The sequence below is a fragment of the Malaciobacter mytili LMG 24559 genome (genome assembly GCF_003346775.1).
GTDB lineage: Bacteria > Campylobacterota > Campylobacteria > Campylobacterales > Arcobacteraceae > Malaciobacter > Malaciobacter mytili.
In genome coordinates, this window is sequence record NZ_CP031219.1 from 1,606,882 (window position 1) to 1,623,978 (window position 17,097).

Below are 17,097 nucleotides of genomic sequence, written 5' to 3' on the forward strand. Positions count from 1 at the left end.
ATTACTCCTTTAAACTAAACTTTAAACATTGTGTAACTATATTTTCAACAACTTTTATAAAGTGAATTTCATTAATTATAAAATTTATATTATCTTTTTCTTTTACTGTTAAATCTTTATCTTTTAATATTTGCTCTTTTATTTTTGATTTATAAAATTTAAAATCTTCTATTAATTCTTTATTGCAATCTATTCTTAAATGACTAATGGAATTAAATAAAATTAAACTATTTGCAACAAAAAGTGTTGTGTAGTGAATTGTTCTATATGCTTCATATTTAGAAGAACTTAGATTTATCTCTTTTTGATAAACTTCTTTTTGAAAAATATTTTTATAAAATTTATAAGCTAAAATAACTTTTTTGATTTTTTCATCATCTTTTGCTTCATTGTAAACTTTATTTTCATAGAAAAAAACATCATTTAATAAATGAAAATTATAAATATAAATATCAAAAATATAAGAAGTAAGCCAAATAGTTTTATTTCTTATAAACTTATTGTTTTTATAGTCTTTTATTTCATATTTTGATAGTATTTCTAAATTCTCTAAAATTTCGTCCAATAACTTTGAAGTAAAATCTAAACCATACTTAGTTACTAATTCACCTGGAAATTTACGATTTTGATTTATAGAATATAATTTAGGATAAAAATTTATAAGTAAATTCCAATAAACTATCTCGGCATCATCTTTTGGAAAAATTCCTTTACCCTTATAATAAAAGTATTCTTTTGATTTTTGAATAGGCTTTAAAATTGGATTTTGAAAACTTATTCCTAATTTTACGGCAAGTGTTTCATATACACTAAATAAATAAGCTATTACAAAATACTCTCTTGTTTCTTTTAACTCTTTTGGTGCTGTTTTTAAATAGTTTGAATAAGCTCCTATATAAGCCAAAGTATTTATAACTATAAAAATAATTAGAATTGATAGTAATATTTTTTTTAATCTATTCATTATTTTAAGATACCTTTTCTTTATTGTAAAATCTATTATTAAATTTTATATTTTTTTCTAGTTCAAGGCTTGAAGATAAAATTTTATAGTTTTTCTTTTTTGGACTAATACGAAAAATAGAAGTTTTAATATACAATAAACATAATATGGTATACTAAATACTATTACTAATCTTCCTAATCTTCCACTATCAAATATCTTTTCTAAACTATAGTCATACAAATAAAATACAAGTAATAATAAACTACTACCTAAAACAACTAAAAACATTTGTGTTATTAAATATATTTTATCTTCTATCTCAAATAAAAAATCATTAGATACTATTTCTTCTTTATTCATATATTCTCTCTTTTTACTAATAATAACTCAATACATTATTATTACACTTCTGTAATTTAACTCCCATTATTCTTAAAGTTTACTTAAAAATAACCTTATATATTATTTGAATTGTGTGTATTTATTTTAATAATCGTTATTATTTAATAAAGCTAAAGAGGAAATAGTAATTGGTTTGATTGTTTTTTATAAAAGTAATTTTTAAAAAATTTGAAAGTTTTTAAATTTTCAAAGGCAAAAGCCTTTGAAGTGATTAGTTTGCAGGTCTATAAACTTTGATATTTGTAAAGTTTTCTGCATCTTTTAAGTATTGTGCGTGTAGTTGGCTTAGGATACCCTTATCACAGTAAAAAAGGTATTGTTTATCTTGAGGAAGCTTTTTAAACTCAGTTTTTAGCTTATAAAAAGGTATTTTTATAGTTTCACATGAAGCTTTTATACACTCTTCATTTTGTCTAATATCAATAATAGTATAATCCCCAGTTGATAAGTCACTTACAACTTCCATTTGTCCTATATCTGAAATATCTGCAATTATCTCATCTACATTTGTAACTTGAGCATTTTCAACAGCTTTATCTAAAACTGAATAGTCAAAATTATTTGCTTCTTTTTGCATCCTTTCATAGTTTCCATGAGTTACTGGATTTTTTGAAATTACTCCGCAATATTCAGGCATAGATTCAGCAAATCTTCTAGTTCCTATTTCATTTGCTATATTTATAATATCAGGCTTATTCATAGTTGAAAGTGGTCTTAATACAAGTTTTGTTGTGGCTTGGTCGATTAAAGCTAGGTTTCTTAAAGTTTGGCTTGATACTTGAGCTACACTTTCACCTGTTAAAAGTGCATCTATTTTCATATTATCAGCTATTTTTTCAGCAGCTTTTAGCATAAGTCTTTTTAGCATTACACCCATATATGATTCACTAGTTGATTTAAAAATCTCAGTTACAACATCGTCAAAAGGTACACTTGTAAAAGTAACTCTATGAGAAGAACCAAATTTATTCCATAGATAAAAAGCTACTTGTTTTACTCCAATTTCATGAGCTACTCCACCAAGATTAAAGAAAATAAAGTGAGTTTTTATCCCTCTTTTCATAGTTAAGTAACTAGCAACTGTTGAGTCAAATCCCCCAGACATTAAAGAAAGAATAGCACCTTGTGTTCCAATAGGAAAACCAGATAAACCTTTAAATTTATGAGTGATAATATTTAGTTGTTTATCTATTAACTCTAAGTTAATAGTAACTTGTGCACCTTTTAATTTAACCCCTAATGTTTCATTATAAGCAAGCATATATCCACCAACAGTTTGTTCAATATCTATTGATTTAAACTCATGACTACCTGCTCTTTTTGCTCTTACCACAAAAGTTTTACCTACAATTTCTTTTCCCATTACTTCATTTACTTTTACTTTTATTTCATCTAATGTAGTAATATTATCAAATTGTATTGCTTCTTGGATAAACTCAACTCCTGGAGTATCCATAAGTTTGATTCTAGCTTCAGTAACAACTTCAATTGGTACTAAAACTTCAATTTTATCAAAAGATTTTTTTAAAACAATCTCTTCTGAGATTCTTTTTAAAAGTGCTCTAAGATTATTGTAAAGTTGATTAACCATTTCTCTTTTAGCTTTTGAGCCTTTTATCATAATTTCTGGGAAAAACTTTACAATAAACTTTTGTGTCTTTGCTTCTGTAATATTCATTATTTGAAAACCTTATATTTTTTATGCGCGAAATTATACCATAAGAGTGTTAATTTTAGCTCTTCATCTATCTTATAGTAATAATTTAGTAATATATCCCAAAGTTTTTACAATATAAAGTTTAGAAGGATTTATAATTGAAAAGAAAAACTCACATTAAAAAAATATCAAATTATGCAATGGTTGGTGGACTAGGTGCTTTACTTATTACTGGGTTAGTAGGTTGTAGCGATAGTGGAAATAGCAATGAACAAAAAGGTCAAAGTGATGCTTTTAGTCAAGCTAGTCAAAAACAAGGTGCCTTTGTTGTAATTGAAGAAAGTGCAGATAAACAATATAAAATTGTAGATGAATTTCCAGCAAATAAAACAACAATTGTTTTAAGAAAACCTGATGGAAGCGAAAAAATCTTATCTCAAGAAGAGATTGATAAACTTGTAAAAGAAGAAGCAGCAAAAATTGATGCAGGAACTTCTGCTTTAACAAATCCAGAGATGTCAAGTGGTGGTATGGGACTTGGTGGAGTTTTATTATCTTCTATTGCTGGGGCTATGATTGGTTCTTGGATAGGGAATAAACTATTTAATAATCAAAATTATCAAAATCAAAGACAAACTCAATACAAATCACCTCAAACATATAGTAGGTCTCAAAGTTCATTTAGTAAAACAGCAGGTTCAACTACAACTTCAAGTTCTACTAAAAAAAGTGGTTTTTTTGGAAGTAATAATACTTCATCTACTTCAAAAACAAATACTAGTACATATGGTGGATAAATGAAATTAAATAAATTACAACCTCTAACAAATGAATATTTAGAGTCAATTGGCTTTGTATGGCATACAGACCAAGATGAAACTTCATATATTGCTGATGAAGTAATCGAGATTAGTGAAGAAGAAGCAAATGCCTATTATGAAGCTTGTAATGAGCTATATGATATGTTTTGCGAAGCTGGAGAATATGTAATTGAAAACAATCTTTTCCATGAATTAAATATTCCTTTTAATTTAGTGGATATTATAAAAGAGTCTTGGTCAAATGATGTGCATTGGCATTTATATTCAAGATTTGATTTAGCTGGAGGGATTGATGGGAAACCTATTAAACTAATAGAGTTTAATGCAGATACTCCAACTTCACTATTTGAAACAGCTATTATTCAATGGGCTTTATTAAAAGCAAATAATTTAGATGAAGCAAGTCAGTTTAATAATTTATATGAAGCTTTAAAAGATAATTTTAAAAGAATTATAACATTAGATTCTGATGTGGAAAAATTTGAAGAGTATTATCAAAATCTTGGATGGAAAATACTATTTTCTTCAATTTCAACTTCAAATGAAGATATAAATACTACAAAACTTTTAGAGCATATTGCAAATGAAGCTGGATTTAACACTGATTTTGAATATATTGAAAATGTTCAATTTAGTGATGAAGGTATTTTTAAAGATGACCTAAACTTCGAGTTTTGGTTTAAGCTTATCCCATGGGAAGATATAGCTATCAATGAAAGTGAATTAGCTTTAATTTTAACAGAAATTGTAGAAAATAAAAAAGCAATTATTTTCAATCCAGCTTATACTTTAATCTTCCAATCAAAAGGATTTATGAAGATTTTATGGGATTTATACCCAAATCATCCACTTTTATTAGAAACTTCTTTTGAGCCATTAGTAGGTAAAAAACAAGTGGAAAAAAGATGCTTTGGAAGAGAAGGTGCAAATACTAAAATCATCAATGAAGATGGCTCTATTGATGTGGAAACACAAGGAGAATATGCTGGACATAAGGCTATTTATCAAGAGTATGTAGAACTTCCAAAAGATTCAAATGGAAACTCATATCAAGCTGGAGTATTTTTTGCTTATGAAGCTTGTGGGTTAGGTTTTAGAAGAGGTGAAAAAATTTTAAATAATATGTCAAAATTTGTAGGACATATTATCAAATAATCAAGGGATAAGCCCTTGATTATCTTTTTAAAGCTTTTTCATCTTCTTTTTGTATATGTTCTAGAAGAACTTTAAAACTCTCTTCAAGCCATTGAAAATTTCTAAGAAATAAAATAGGTGTATGGTACAACCTTTTATCCAAAGGCTTTTTGCTTATTGTTTTATTTCTAAGGTCTATTTCCCCATCAATTAATACAATATCATAACAAACTTCTGCCCTACTAAAGCCAATACTTAGAGGAATATAATACTCTCTTTCATTAGAAATAAAGTACCAAATAGGCTCTCTTCTAAACATCACATAAGGAAAAGGTGCATCTATACTACAACCAATAGAATTATGTTTATTAAAGATGATTTTTCTTATATTTTCAACTGTAATAATAGAGTTTTTAAGCCTTCTTTGTACTCTTTTATATAAAAACTTCCAAAGTAAAGAGTTTATTCTTTTTGTTGCATCTTTATGAGCTAAAATCTCATCAGTTTCATAATATATATTATTCATAGCTTTTTATGTACTCTTGCATTGCTGCGAAATTAATATTGTTATAATCTATTTGCAATTCTAAATTCATCAAATAAAGATTTTTAATATTAAACTTTTCAAGTTTTACAAAATCTTTTTGAGTAGTGATAATAGAATATTCATTATATTCTTTTTCAATATTTTTTATTTCATCTTTTGTAAAGCTATGGTGGTCTTCAAAAGCAACCATTTTTACACCACTTGGAAGATATTCTAATAATCTTTTAGGTTTTGAAATAGCAGTTAATAAAAGAAGTTTATGAGGAAGAACATTTACATTCTTTTGGTTTAAACTATATGAAACAAACCTCTTAAATCCTTCCCCTTCTTTTAGTTGTAAATCAGCTAAAGAATAAAACATTTTTGGTTCTCTATATCCTCCACTTGGAAGACAAAAGATATTTGTAGGTTCATCTTTTGGTCTAATTAAAATATCAAACTTTTTTATATGATATTTTGAAAAACCATCATCTAAAAAGACTATTTTACATCCTAATTCTTTTGCTTTTTTAATTCCCTCTACCCTATCTTCACTTACAATAATTGTGGCATTTGGTAAAGAAGTAGCTAAAAGCATAGCTTCATCACCACTTATTTTTACATCAACTAAAATCTTACCTTTTTGTGAAACAAGATATAAGCCTTTTGAATCTCTTCCATAGCCTCTTAAAATAACTGCACAATTTTCTTTATTTTTAACTAAAGCAATTGTAAGAGGTGTTTTACCACTTCCACCAGCAATTAGATTACCAATACTAATAACAGGTATTCCAAAATCTTTAGGTTTTGAAATAGCTCTTTTTACTAAGATAATAATCATATAAATCAAAGTTAAAGGAAGTAGTAAAAAAGAGATGATTTTTTGAAAAGTGTTTGGATAGAAGAGATAATCTTCTACCCATAAAAAAAGCTTTTGTCTCAATCTATATCCACTCTGCTGCAATTTCTATTATATTATCACAAATATAATGTACTTCATCATCACTTAAAGCTGGATACATAGGTATTGATAAAATTTGTTGATAAGAAGTTAAAGCATTTGGAAATTCTGTAATCTTAATAGAATACTTACTTTTATAATAACTTAATAAATGTAAAGGAATATAGTGTAATCCCGTAGAAATTCCTCTTTCTTTTAAAGCTCTTGCAAAAGCATCTCTATTTCTAGAAATTTTAATAATAAAATGGTTAAAAATATGCTCTTCTTTTGCTTTTGGAATAGCCACATGTTTTACATCACTTAATCTTTCAGTATAGATTTTTGCAATTTCTTTTCTTCTTTTTATAAATTTATTTGTTTTTTGAAGTTGAGCTAAAGAAAATGCTGCATCTAATTCACTCATATCATACTTGTGTCCAATATCAACAACATCATAAATATAATCTAAGTTTCCATAATCATCATATGTAGTTGTAATAGCATGAGTTCTAAGTAATCTAGCTCTATTTGCTATTTCTTCATCATTTGTTACTATAATACCTGATCTACTTAAAGCATGTTTACCATTTGAAGGGTTTGTAGAAAAAATCGTCATATCAGCTCTTAAAGAACCAACTGTTTCATCTTTATATGTAACACCAAGTGCAGCTGTTGCATCTTCAATTAAAATAATCTTATATTTTTCACAAATATCATATAATCTATCTAAATCAGGAGTTTGTCCTGCAATAAAAGAGATAATAGCACCTCTTAATTTTTTTGATTTATTTGCTTCTAACGCTTTTTCAAATTTATTTAAATCAATATTCATATCTTCTGTATTAATATCAATAAAAATAGGTTCAGCATCAAAATGTCTTACTACTTCTGGAATATTTACAAAAGAATTAACTGACATTAAAATCTTATCACCTCTTTTAAGTTTAATTGAACTTAATGCAAGATGAATTGCAGAAGTTGAATTACACGTTGCTATTGCATGTTTTGCACCAACAAATTTAGCCATGTTTTCTTCAAACTCTAAAACTTTTGAACCTTCTTTTCTATTATTATTTTCAATAACAGATTTAATTTGATTTAACTCTTCTTCGTTTACAGAAGCACTATAAAATGAGATCTCTTTCATACGCTAACTCCATTTAATATTTGCTATTACGGGTAGTTTACCCTTAAACTCATTTGCTTTTATTCTATATTTTAACATATCAACTAAATTACCATCATGTCCTAAAACTACAATTTCTTCTTTAGATTTATTTTCATCTACTAATAATTTTAAAACATCATCCATTTGTTTATATGTATAACCTAATTCTCCCTCGTCAGTTTGACCTTCCCATAAATCTGCACTTGGCTTTTTTGAAATAATTTCTTCAATAACACCTAAATATTTTGCGAACTCAAACTCATCACTTTTATAGATTTGTCCAATAGGATTTATTGCACATGCAATATCACCAAAAATAGTTCCATAACCTAATAATAATTCACTTTTATTTGAAGTTCCCACAACGATTGAATCATCTCTTGAAGATATATCATAAAGTACAGACATTCTAACTCTTGCAGAGTAATTTCCTATTCTTAATTTATCATTATTCATATTATTAATATAAGCATCAATCATAGGAGAGATATTAACTATTTCATATTTTATATCAAATTTTTCACAAAGTTTTTTTGCATCATCAATACTACTTTGGCTAGAAAATTGAGAGGGCATAAGAACACAACTCATATTGTCTCCAAAGGCTTTTTTACATAAAATAGCTACCACTGCTGAGTCTAAACCACCAGATAAACCAACAGTTACATTTTCAAGTTTTGTAAGAGCTAGTTGTTCTTTTAAAAAATTTATTAATTGTTGTTCTATATTTTTCCAGTTAATCAATTTTTATCCTTTGATAAATATTATATCTTATCTTTTTTTGTTTTTTCATAAATTTCATCTAAATAATTTAAACTACTTTTAGAAATATTACTCTTTTTTACCTCTAATTTATCTTTTATAGCTAAAAGTTCTTCAATTTCAAAGTATTGTAAGAAATTTGGGTTAATTTCAACTGTTTCTTTATCATTCATAACAATAAGTTTTTTTATTTCTTCAATTATTTTTTCTTTTTCTAACATTATTTTTTAAATTTTTCCAATATTTGAGTTAAATATAACTCCATTTTTTCTTCACCAATATCACTACTTGAATCTTTGCAACATTTACAAGCAGTACCTGCATCAGTAAGCTTTGCCAAATCATCTAAAGAATTAGCACCTCTTTCTTTTATAGCATAAATAATCTCGCCCAAAGTTACATGTCTACAATTACAAACTTCAAATGAATGGGGAAATTTTTTAGCCATTATTACTCCTTTTATAATATTCTAAAATATCTTTACAATATAGTTTTTTTTTAACTTTTCCAAAATCAGTCTCTTTTATAATACAAAATCTACACTCAGTACCTGCACCTGTGTTATCTTGTATTTCTCCTAAAGTTAAACTTCCACTATTAATACAAGTTTGTATTTGTTTTAAACTTACGCGCCTACAATTACAAACTTCATATGAACTATCAAAGCCTTGCATTAGATACCTTTATGCTTTTTTATTAGTTCATAAGCTTCATTAATCTCTTGAAGTTTAGCTGTTGCTTCATCAATAATATTTTGACTAGCCCCCTGCCCTGCAATAATATCTGGGTGATGTTTTTTTACTAGATTTCTATATTTTTTCTTTAAAATATTTACATCATCATCTTTTGAAGCTTCTAAAATTTCATATGCTTTTTCTAAAGATAAAGCTGCATTTTCTTTTTGTTGTTTATAAAACATTTCAAAAGCATTAATAAGTCTTTCAAAATCAGCTCTTTTTATCTCTAAAGTATTAGCTATATCTTCAGTTATCATAAGTTCAGTATTTGAAAACTCTTTATCTATAAAAGCAAGATTTAACAAATACTCCATAATTTTAACTCTTTTTTGATAATTGTGTCTTGTTAAAGTGTATAAATTTTTACATATTTGTATTGTATTATCAAAACTTTTTTTCTCATCATCATAAATTTTTTTTAGTTTTTCTCTAATTTCATCTTGGTTTTCAAAATGCCTTGAAATATCATCTAAAGTATGTTTTAAAAGTTGTGCTTCAAGTTCACACACTTGACCATCTGCTTTTGCAACTTTTGCCATTAAAGCAACTAAAAGACCAGCTTCATGCTGCATTAAGTCACCTTCAAACTTCTCTTTAATATCAAGTTTGATATTTGCAAATTTTTCAGTTTTATAACTTTTTGCAATTAAAAATAAAACAATCCCAATAAATATTAAAATTAATAATTTCATCAAACTACCCTTTATAATTTAATAGTGAGATTTTATCAAAAATTAGGTAAAATCTCTTCTTTTAATACAATTTTGGAGAATTATAATGTTTGGAATGGGCTTTTTTGAGATACTGCTTGTTGCAGTAATTGCAATTATTGCATTGGGACCTGAAAAATTACCAAAAGCTATGGTAGAAATAGCAAGGTTTCTTAAAAAATTTAAATCTGGGATAGAAGATGCTAAATCAACACTAGATAATGAATTAAATATTTCAGAGATGAAAGAAGAGGCAAATAAATTTAAAGCTCAAATAGAAAGTGCTAAATCTTCAGTTAATGTAAATAATATGGATTTAGGGCTTGATAATATTTTAAATGATGATTTAAATAAACAAACAAAAGCAGAAAAAACAGAAAACAAACAAGAAAAAGTATCTTTTAAAAAAGAAACAAAAGTTGAAGAAGATTTAAAAGAGATACAAGTAGAAGATGCTTCAAATAAATTTAAAGTTAAATTTGATGAAGATAAAAAGGAAAATAATTAATGTTAGAAGATTTAAAACCTCATATAGCTGACCTTAGAAAAAGATTAGTAAATTCAGTAATTGCTTTGGTTATTGGATTTTTTGTATGTTTCTTTTTTTATGAACCTATTTTAGAATGGATGATGGTTCCGGTTGAAGCTGTACTACCTGAAAATTCTCATATGGTTGCAGTTGAAGTTCAAGAGACATTTTTTACTGCATTAAAAGTTGCATTTTTCGCTGGTTTTATTTTATCTTTACCTGTGATTTTTTGGCAATTATGGCTATTTTTAGCACCTGGTTTATATGACCATGAAAAAAAACTTGTAATTCCTTTTGTATTTTTTGGAACACTAATGTTTTTAATTGGTGCAGCGTTTGCTTATTATGTTGTTATTCCATATGGATTTGAGTTTTTAATTAATTTTGGTTCAACAGTAGTAACAATTTTGCCAAGTATTGGGAAATATGTAGGTTTCTTTACAAAATTACTATTTGGTTTTGGTGTTGCATTTGAGTTACCTGTTATTACATTTTTCTTAGCTAAAATTGGTTTAGTTGATGATAAGATGTTAAAAGATTTCTTTAGATATGCGGTTGTAATTATCTTTATTGTTGCTTCATTATTAACTCCTCCAGATGTTTTAACACAATTTTTAATGGCTGGACCACTTATTTTATTATATGGAGTATCTATTTATATTGCAAAAGTATTTAATCCAGCACAAAAAGTAGATGATGAAGAAAATGATGAAGAAGAGTAATTTAGACCCTTTAAAAACTTCAAGCTATGATTATGATTTACCAAAAGAGCTAATAGCAACTCACCCAGCAAGTCCAGCCGATAGTGCTAGACTTCTGGTTTATAATAGAAAAACAAATACTATTACTCATACAACTTTTAAAGAGTTATTAAACTTTATACCAGAAGATTCTTCGATTTTTTTAAATGATACAAAAGTTATAAAAGCTAGAATTTTTGGACAAAAGGATTCTGGAGGAAAAGTTGAATTATTATTAAATAAGCCTCTTTTTATGAATAGATATTTAGTGATGATTAGAGGTAAAGTTAAAGTTGGTACAATATTATACTTTGATAAAGAGTTAAAAGCAGAAGTTTTAGAAGTAAATGAAGATGGAAGTAGAATTGTACAATTTTTTAAAGAAGAAAAAAAATTAGATTTTTTAAGTTTAGTTGATATTTTAAATGAAATTGGACATTTACCTTTACCTCCATATATGAATAGAGAAGATGAAGAACAAGATAACAAAGATTATCAAACTTTATTTGCAAAAAATTATGGTGCAGTTGCAGCTCCAACTGCTTCACTTCACTTTACACCTCAATTATTTGATAAACTTCAAGAAAAATTTGAAGTAAATTATCTAACTTTACATGTGGGTGCAGGAACTTTTAAACCAGTTGATGCAGAAGATATTTTAAATCATCCAATGCATAGTGAATATTTTGAAATAGGAATTGAAGCTAAAAAAGCTTTAGATAATGCAAAAAAAGTTTTAGCAGTGGGAACTACTGTTACTAGAACAGTTGAATATTATGCAAGAACAAATATGATACAAGGAGAGTGTGATTTATTTTTAAATCCTGCAAATACTCCAATAAAAGTAGATTATCTACTTACAAATTTTCACCTTCCTAAATCTACACTTATAATGCTTATTGCTTCTTTTGTAGGTTTAGAGAAAACTTTAGAAATTTATAATGAAGCCATAAAAGAAAAATATAGATTTTACTCTTATGGTGATGGAATGTTAATAATTTAAGGAAAGACTATATGCCAAAATACGTACTATTTGACACAGAAACAACGGGAAATCAAGAAGAAGATAGAATTATTCAGTTTGGAGCTATGATTGTAGATCAAACAGGAGCAATTGAGAGTTTTGATGAATTATGTTACAGTGAAGTTCCTATTAAACTTGAAGCAATGGAAGTTCATAATATCACTCCTGAAATGCTTGAAGGAAAACCAAAAGCGGTTGAAACTACTTTTTATAAAAAACTTTTAGAATATAATAATGAAGAAAACTATTTAATTGCACATAATATTAATTTTGATTTAGGAATGGTAAAAAAAGAAGGCTTTGAAAATCATTATCAAATTATTGATACATTAAGATGTGCAAAACATCTTTTTTCACAAATGCCTTATCATAGATTACAATATTTAAGATATGCTTTAGAGTTATATAAAACAGAAGAACAAGAAGCAAAAAAATATAATATCACAATAAAAGCACATGATGCTATTGGTGATGTATTAGTAATGAAACTATTTTTATCAAAACTAGTAAAAGAGTGTAGAGTTCAATATCCAGATTATAATCCTATGGAAAAACTTGTAGATTTATCAAAAACTCCTGTATTTATAAATACTTTTAAATTTGGAAAGTATAAAGGTAAAGAAGTAATTGAAGTTGCAAAAGAAGATAGTGGTTATTTAAATTGGATGAGAAGTAATTTAGAACTTGATGAAGATTTAAAATATACTCTTGACAAAGTTTTAGGTACTCTATAATTTTACAGTTAGAACTTTCATAAGCTTTTATGAAAGTTCTTAATTTTTTTTAAATTTTAACAACTAATTATTCTTTTACATAAATATCACATTAATTTCATATAAATTTCATAAAATTTACCATATAATTATATACTATCAAAAAATAAGGGTGTATGTTGAAAAATCATTTTTCGAGAGTAGGTTTTATTCTTGCTGCTGCTGGTTCAGCAGTTGGATTGGGTAATATTTGGAAGTTTCCATATATTACAGGAGAGTATGGTGGAGGAGCATTTGTATTAGTATATTTGCTTGCTATTGTATTTATTGGATTAACTGTTTTTTTAGCAGAAGCGGTAATTGGACAGAATGCTCAAGCTGATGTTGCTACTTCTTTTATAAAAACTTCAAAATCAAAAAATAAAAATTGGAAATTTGCTGGTTTTATGATTTTTACAGGTTTAATTATCCTTTCTTTTTACTCAGTTGTTTTAGGATGGATTTTAAATTATGTATTTACTTCTTTTGGAACTTTACCAACAGAAGCTAGTGCTGCTGGTCAAGCTTTTGAAACACTAATTACTAAAGATATTGGTTCACAAATTGTATATCATACAATTATTGCTGGGTCTGTTATTTTTATCGTTTTAAAAGGAATTAAGGCTGGTATTGAAAAGCTAAATCTAATTTTAATGCCTCTATTAGCACTAATTTTATTTGGGTTATTAATCTATGCTTTAACATTAGATAGTTTCTCAACAGCGGTAAGTTTTATGTTCTCACCTGATTGGAGTAAAATAGATGGAAATGCACTTTTAGCTGCATTGGGACAAGCTTTCTTTACTTTATCACTTGGAGTTGGTACAATCTTAACATATTCTGCTTCATTACCAAAACATGAAAACTTTGTAAAATCTTCAGTAATGGTTGCAATTGTTGATACAGCTATTGCTTTAATTGCTGGATTAATTATTTTCTCATTTTTATTTGAAGCTGGTGCAAAAAGTGCAGCTGGACCTGGACTTGTATTTATCTCTTTACCTGTAATTTTCTCTGGATGGGGAATGTTAGGTCAAATTATTGCTGTTTCATTCTTTGTTGCACTTGTATTTGCAGGAATTACTTCAGCTGTATCAATGATAGAACCATCATTAAAGTTCTTTATTGATAGATTTAATATGACTAGAAAAAAAGCTACAATTATGTGTGGTTCAATATTCTATATTTTAGGAATTATTGCACTATTATCTATGTCAAGTGCATATGGAGGAAGTTTAACTTTCTTTGGTAAAAATGCTTTTGATTGGATGGATTTTATTACTTCATCTGTTATGATGCCAATTGCAGCAATTGTAACTTGTATTTTCTTAGGATATTTTGTTGATAAAGATATGTTAAAACAAAAATTTGTTCCTAACTCTTCACTTGCAGTATTTAATGCTTGGTACTTCTTAATTAAATTTTTAGTGCCATTAGCAATTATTATCCTATTTTTAAACAAATTAGGAATAATTTAATTATATAGAGGAATACTCCTCTATATATACAAATAAAGATTAAAACCTACCATTAATATATTTAAAATCCAAAAAAATTGCTTTTTAAAACTTGAACAAAGAGAAATAACACAATAAAGAAGAAAAAACCAAAAAGGGGTTTTAACTTCATAAAATATAAACTTTAGTTCTAAAAAACTTTTTATATATTCATCAAGTAAATTTCCAAGCCCAATAAAATGAAGAAAAAGTTCTAAAGGATAAAAAATAGTAAAAATCATAGTTAATAAAATCGAGTAAAACTGTATTAAAGAAGTCTGATAAAAAAAGAGATGAACTATTGGATTAAAAACTAAAAAAATCCATAAATTAAAAAAGAAAAATGAAAATACTTTATTTAAATCTTTAAAATATTTAATAAATAAAAAGATATAAAAAACAGCACTTATTGAAAACCACAAAGATAAAGAAAATAAATACTTTGGAAAAAAAGCAAGAATTAAAAAAACAGTTAATAATAAACTATTAAAAGATAGAAGCTTTATATTATTTCTTAATAAAAAAATACCTATTATAAACATAATATAACTTCTAAGTAAAGAAGCTACAATATCTGTAAGAAGTAAATATAAAAAGATTATAAAAGAAGTAAAAAGTAAAATATCATATTTTTTATTTCTATAATTGAAATATTTTTGATGATAAAAGTTATAAAAAAAGAAGCTAAAAGAGTATATTATAAAAGATAATATAGCTAGATGAAATCCTGAAATAGCTATTAGATGGGAGATACTAAAATTTGCAAAAAACTCTTTTAATTCAATAGAAGCAGGTATAGCTAAAAATAAAGCTAGAAAAAGTTCTGAGATTGCTTTATCTTGATGTTGTTGTTGGATTTTTAAAATAAGATTAGCTTTTATACTCTTTTGCTTTTCTAAGAGTTCCAAATCTAAAACTTTTGTATAAAACCCTTTTAAATAGCTATAAAAGCTTATATATTTACTAATAAATAAAACCCTAACCCTATCAAACTTTTTAAGATTTTCTAAGGAATTGATTTTAGAATAAAAAATAAATTTTCCAGTATTAAATTTAACTATATTTTCTTTTTTATAAATATTTACAATTACTGCTTCACTGCTATATACTTCGTCATAAGTAATATCTTTATATTTGGCATATTCATAAAAAATATTAATTAAGAAAATCAATACAAGAAAACAAGAAAGATAAAAAAGTTCTATTTTTGTTTTTACTAATTCCAAGCTTAGAGTTTTCATGGAAATAGTATATAATAAATAATTTTAAATATTATTCTCTATATCTAATATTATTCTTTCCACTTTTTTTAACTTCATATAAAAAAGCATCTGCTTTATGAAGAATTTTATCAATATTATTTGTTTTTTTATTATCACTAATACCAAAACTTGCTGTAAAATATAGGTCTTTATTTTCAGCAATTTTAATTTTAGTTCTTTGTGTTTCTTCTCTTATTTTTTCAACTTTAAATAAAACTTCTTTTGTTGAAATATCAGTAAAAGCTAAAACAAACTCTTCTCCACCAAGTCTTGCACATAAATCTTTATGAGAGATATTATTTTGCAGTATTTTAGAAAACTCTTTTAAAACTAAATCTCCAATATCATGACTATATTTATCATTGATTTGTTTAAAGTTATCTATATCAATCATTACAATATGAACTAAATCTTTTCTAAAAATATTATCTTTTAATAGTTTATCTACTTTTAAAAAGAAGCTTCTTCTATTATCAATTTTTGTTAGATAATCTTTATAAGCTAGTTCATGTAACTCTTTATTTGAGCGTTCTAACTCTTGTGTTCTTTTAGCTACACTATACTCTAATTTTTCAGTATAGTTATGTAATATCATTTGGTATCTATAAGCTAAGTAAAAGATAATTAAAAGAATAATTGCAATTATAATATTAAACAAAAGAACTGTTTTTCTTCCTTCTAATACATAATCTCTATAACTTGTAGTTTTAATTGTAGCTATATATCTATTGTTGTAATCTCTTAGTTCTAAGTAGTTATAAATAGTTGAGTTTGTTTTAATAGTCTTATATCTAATATTATTTAAACTATTATAACTTACAGCATCATCATATTCATATAACTCTTTATGTACTAATTCCAAAGAAGCAAAACTTGTATTTATATATTTAAATAAAGATTTATTAAAAAATTTTCCAGCATATAAATACCCTACTTCATTACCTTTAAAATCAGTCATTAAAACCTTTGATTTTAAAATATAAACAATATCTTGCCGGTGTTTAAAGATAGACTGAACCTCTTTTGTTCCAGATAATAATCTAATGACTTTTTTATAAAACTCACTATTTAATTCTTCATTTTTTTCGCAGCTACAATGTTTTATATTATTTTTTAAATCTGTATATATTAAGAAATCTATTGATAGATTATTTAGAGTTTTTGTTCCATCTCTAAAATTTTCATAAATAAAGCTATTATTTGAATTTTGTAAAAAGCTATAAGCACTATCCCATTTACTGAAAGTTTTAACAGAAGAGTTAATAAAATCTAATTGCATATTTAAATTTTTAATTAAATCTTTGACACTTTTTTGATTATGAATAGTCTCAATTGATTCGTAATTATCAATAAAATATTTATGACTTACATTATACATAAGTGTTAATATAGCAATAAAAGCACTTACAAATATAATTTTTAACTTAACTTTTTTTGTCATTAATTATTCAGCCCTTTAGTAGAACATATATTTTAGTATATTTGCTTTAA

General features: G+C 25.8%; 20 protein-coding genes. 7 read left to right on the top strand and 13 right to left on the bottom strand.

What is annotated here, in order from left to right; genetic code table 11:
- Window position 1: 1 nt before the first annotated feature.
- The 3 genes from AMYT_RS08045 to thiI all read right to left on the bottom strand — a co-directional run bounded on the left by AMYT_RS08045 (window position 2) and on the right by thiI (window position 3,026).
- Window positions 2-964 (bottom strand): hypothetical protein, encoded by a 963-nt coding sequence (locus AMYT_RS08045; RefSeq protein ID WP_114842035.1) that lies wholly within the window; start codon window positions 962-964, stop codon window positions 2-4.
- Between the two features lie 57 nt (window positions 965-1,021).
- Window positions 1,022-1,306 carry a hypothetical protein gene (locus tag AMYT_RS08050; protein ID WP_114842036.1) on the bottom strand — a complete coding sequence of 95 codons (285 nt, stop codon included), beginning with the start codon at window positions 1,304-1,306 and terminating at the stop codon, window positions 1,022-1,024.
- Window positions 1,307-1,559: 253 nt separating this feature from the next.
- Complete coding sequence (gene thiI / locus AMYT_RS08055) at window positions 1,560-3,026, bottom strand: tRNA uracil 4-sulfurtransferase ThiI (RefSeq protein ID WP_114842037.1); 1,467 nt, start codon at window positions 3,024-3,026, stop codon at window positions 1,560-1,562.
- Between the two features lie 137 nt (window positions 3,027-3,163).
- Between thiI and AMYT_RS08060 the strand changes: the two genes are divergently transcribed.
- Together AMYT_RS08060 and AMYT_RS08065 are read left to right on the top strand one after the other, a co-directional pair.
- Window positions 3,164-3,802 carry a UPF0323 family lipoprotein gene (locus AMYT_RS08060; protein ID WP_114842038.1) on the top strand — a complete coding sequence of 213 codons (639 nt, stop codon included), beginning with the start codon at window positions 3,164-3,166 and terminating at the stop codon, window positions 3,800-3,802.
- Window positions 3,803-4,981, top strand: coding sequence for a glutathionylspermidine synthase family protein (locus AMYT_RS08065; protein WP_114842039.1), 1,179 nt, complete (start codon window positions 3,803-3,805; stop codon window positions 4,979-4,981).
- A gap of 19 nt (window positions 4,982-5,000) precedes the next feature.
- On the opposite strand, the gene AMYT_RS08070 is transcribed toward AMYT_RS08065, so the two are convergent.
- The 8 genes from AMYT_RS08070 to AMYT_RS08105 are packed head-to-tail and all read right to left on the bottom strand — an operon-like array spanning window position 5,001 to window position 9,785.
- Window positions 5,001-5,486, bottom strand: coding sequence for a hypothetical protein (locus tag AMYT_RS08070; protein ID WP_114842040.1), 486 nt, complete (start codon window positions 5,484-5,486; stop codon window positions 5,001-5,003).
- Window positions 5,479-6,429 (bottom strand): tetraacyldisaccharide 4'-kinase, encoded by a 951-nt coding sequence (locus AMYT_RS08075; protein ID WP_114842041.1) that lies wholly within the window; start codon window positions 6,427-6,429, stop codon window positions 5,479-5,481. Before AMYT_RS08075 ends, AMYT_RS08070 begins: the two co-directional genes overlap by 8 nt.
- A 1-nt stretch (window position 6,430) precedes the next feature.
- Complete coding sequence (locus tag AMYT_RS08080; RefSeq protein ID WP_114842042.1) at window positions 6,431-7,573, bottom strand: DegT/DnrJ/EryC1/StrS family aminotransferase; 1,143 nt, start codon at window positions 7,571-7,573, stop codon at window positions 6,431-6,433.
- 3 nt (window positions 7,574-7,576) lie between these two features.
- Window positions 7,577-8,338: an NAD+ synthase gene (locus tag AMYT_RS08085; protein ID WP_114842043.1), complete on the bottom strand. Its 762-nt coding sequence runs from the start codon at window positions 8,336-8,338 to the stop codon at window positions 7,577-7,579.
- Window positions 8,339-8,358: 20 nt separating this feature from the next.
- Complete coding sequence (locus AMYT_RS08090) at window positions 8,359-8,577, bottom strand: hypothetical protein (RefSeq protein ID WP_114842044.1); 219 nt, start codon at window positions 8,575-8,577, stop codon at window positions 8,359-8,361.
- Window positions 8,577-8,804 (bottom strand): (2Fe-2S)-binding protein, encoded by a 228-nt coding sequence (locus AMYT_RS08095; protein WP_114842045.1) that lies wholly within the window; start codon window positions 8,802-8,804, stop codon window positions 8,577-8,579. The genes AMYT_RS08090 and AMYT_RS08095 overlap by 1 nt, the downstream gene beginning before the upstream one ends.
- Window positions 8,797-9,030, bottom strand: a complete 234-nt coding sequence (locus AMYT_RS08100; protein WP_114842046.1) for a (2Fe-2S)-binding protein — start codon at window positions 9,028-9,030, stop codon at window positions 8,797-8,799. Before AMYT_RS08100 ends, AMYT_RS08095 begins: the two co-directional genes overlap by 8 nt.
- Window positions 9,030-9,785 carry a TerB family tellurite resistance protein gene (locus tag AMYT_RS08105; RefSeq protein WP_114842047.1) on the bottom strand — a complete coding sequence of 252 codons (756 nt, stop codon included), beginning with the start codon at window positions 9,783-9,785 and terminating at the stop codon, window positions 9,030-9,032. Before AMYT_RS08105 ends, AMYT_RS08100 begins: the two co-directional genes overlap by 1 nt.
- 85 nt (window positions 9,786-9,870) lie before the next feature.
- Between AMYT_RS08105 and tatB the strand changes: the two genes are divergently transcribed.
- The 5 genes from tatB to AMYT_RS08130 all read left to right on the top strand — a co-directional run bounded on the left by tatB (window position 9,871) and on the right by AMYT_RS08130 (window position 14,326).
- The gene (tatB, locus tag AMYT_RS08110) at window positions 9,871-10,311 is read left to right on the top strand and encodes a Sec-independent protein translocase protein TatB (protein WP_114842048.1); all 441 of its coding nucleotides are present in this window, start codon (window positions 9,871-9,873) and stop codon (window positions 10,309-10,311) included.
- Window positions 10,311-11,054: a twin-arginine translocase subunit TatC gene (tatC, locus tag AMYT_RS08115; RefSeq protein WP_114842049.1), complete on the top strand. Its 744-nt coding sequence runs from the start codon at window positions 10,311-10,313 to the stop codon at window positions 11,052-11,054. The genes tatB and tatC overlap by 1 nt, the downstream gene beginning before the upstream one ends.
- Window positions 11,041-12,075 carry a tRNA preQ1(34) S-adenosylmethionine ribosyltransferase-isomerase QueA gene (queA, locus tag AMYT_RS08120; RefSeq protein ID WP_114843171.1) on the top strand — a complete coding sequence of 345 codons (1,035 nt, stop codon included), beginning with the start codon at window positions 11,041-11,043 and terminating at the stop codon, window positions 12,073-12,075. The genes tatC and queA overlap by 14 nt, the downstream gene beginning before the upstream one ends.
- Window positions 12,076-12,086: 11 nt before the next feature.
- Window positions 12,087-12,830: a 3'-5' exonuclease gene (locus tag AMYT_RS08125; protein ID WP_114842050.1), complete on the top strand. Its 744-nt coding sequence runs from the start codon at window positions 12,087-12,089 to the stop codon at window positions 12,828-12,830.
- 158 nt (window positions 12,831-12,988) lie between these two features.
- A complete protein-coding gene (locus AMYT_RS08130) occupies window positions 12,989-14,326 on the top strand; it encodes a sodium-dependent transporter (protein ID WP_228197849.1) in 1,338 nt (445 codons plus the stop codon).
- A 20-nt stretch (window positions 14,327-14,346) separates the two neighbouring features.
- On the opposite strand, the gene AMYT_RS08135 is transcribed toward AMYT_RS08130, so the two are convergent.
- Window positions 14,347-15,585 carry a ComEC/Rec2 family competence protein gene (locus tag AMYT_RS08135; RefSeq protein WP_114842052.1) on the bottom strand — a complete coding sequence of 413 codons (1,239 nt, stop codon included), beginning with the start codon at window positions 15,583-15,585 and terminating at the stop codon, window positions 14,347-14,349.
- Window positions 15,586-15,616: 31 nt separating this feature from the next.
- Entirely contained in the window at window positions 15,617-17,047 is a 1,431-nt protein-coding gene (locus AMYT_RS08140) for a sensor domain-containing diguanylate cyclase (protein WP_114842053.1), read from the bottom strand.
- Window positions 17,048-17,097: the final 50 nt, after the last annotated feature.

Coding starts and splice junctions, on each gene's coding strand:
- AMYT_RS08045 (WP_114842035.1), bottom strand. CDS start 964: ATGAATAGATTAAAAAAAATATTACTATCAATTCTAATTATTTTTATA.
- AMYT_RS08050 (WP_114842036.1), bottom strand. CDS start 1,306: ATGAATAAAGAAGAAATAGTATCTAATGATTTTTTATTTGAGATAGAA.
- thiI (WP_114842037.1), bottom strand. CDS start 3,026: ATGAATATTACAGAAGCAAAGACACAAAAGTTTATTGTAAAGTTTTTC.
- AMYT_RS08065 (WP_114842039.1), top strand. CDS start 3,803: ATGAAATTAAATAAATTACAACCTCTAACAAATGAATATTTAGAGTCA.
- AMYT_RS08070 (WP_114842040.1), bottom strand. CDS start 5,486: ATGAATAATATATATTATGAAACTGATGAGATTTTAGCTCATAAAGAT.
- AMYT_RS08080 (WP_114842042.1), bottom strand. CDS start 7,573: ATGAAAGAGATCTCATTTTATAGTGCTTCTGTAAACGAAGAAGAGTTA.
- AMYT_RS08090 (WP_114842044.1), bottom strand. CDS start 8,577: ATGTTAGAAAAAGAAAAAATAATTGAAGAAATAAAAAAACTTATTGTT.
- AMYT_RS08095 (WP_114842045.1), bottom strand. CDS start 8,804: ATGGCTAAAAAATTTCCCCATTCATTTGAAGTTTGTAATTGTAGACAT.
- AMYT_RS08100 (WP_114842046.1), bottom strand. CDS start 9,030: ATGCAAGGCTTTGATAGTTCATATGAAGTTTGTAATTGTAGGCGCGTA.
- AMYT_RS08105 (WP_114842047.1), bottom strand. CDS start 9,785: ATGAAATTATTAATTTTAATATTTATTGGGATTGTTTTATTTTTAATT.
- tatB (WP_114842048.1), top strand. CDS start 9,871: ATGTTTGGAATGGGCTTTTTTGAGATACTGCTTGTTGCAGTAATTGCA.
- tatC (WP_114842049.1), top strand. CDS start 10,311: ATGTTAGAAGATTTAAAACCTCATATAGCTGACCTTAGAAAAAGATTA.
- queA (WP_114843171.1), top strand. CDS start 11,041: ATGAAGAAGAGTAATTTAGACCCTTTAAAAACTTCAAGCTATGATTAT.
- AMYT_RS08125 (WP_114842050.1), top strand. CDS start 12,087: ATGCCAAAATACGTACTATTTGACACAGAAACAACGGGAAATCAAGAA.
- AMYT_RS08135 (WP_114842052.1), bottom strand. CDS start 15,585: ATGAAAACTCTAAGCTTGGAATTAGTAAAAACAAAAATAGAACTTTTT.
- AMYT_RS08140 (WP_114842053.1), bottom strand. CDS start 17,047: ATGACAAAAAAAGTTAAGTTAAAAATTATATTTGTAAGTGCTTTTATT.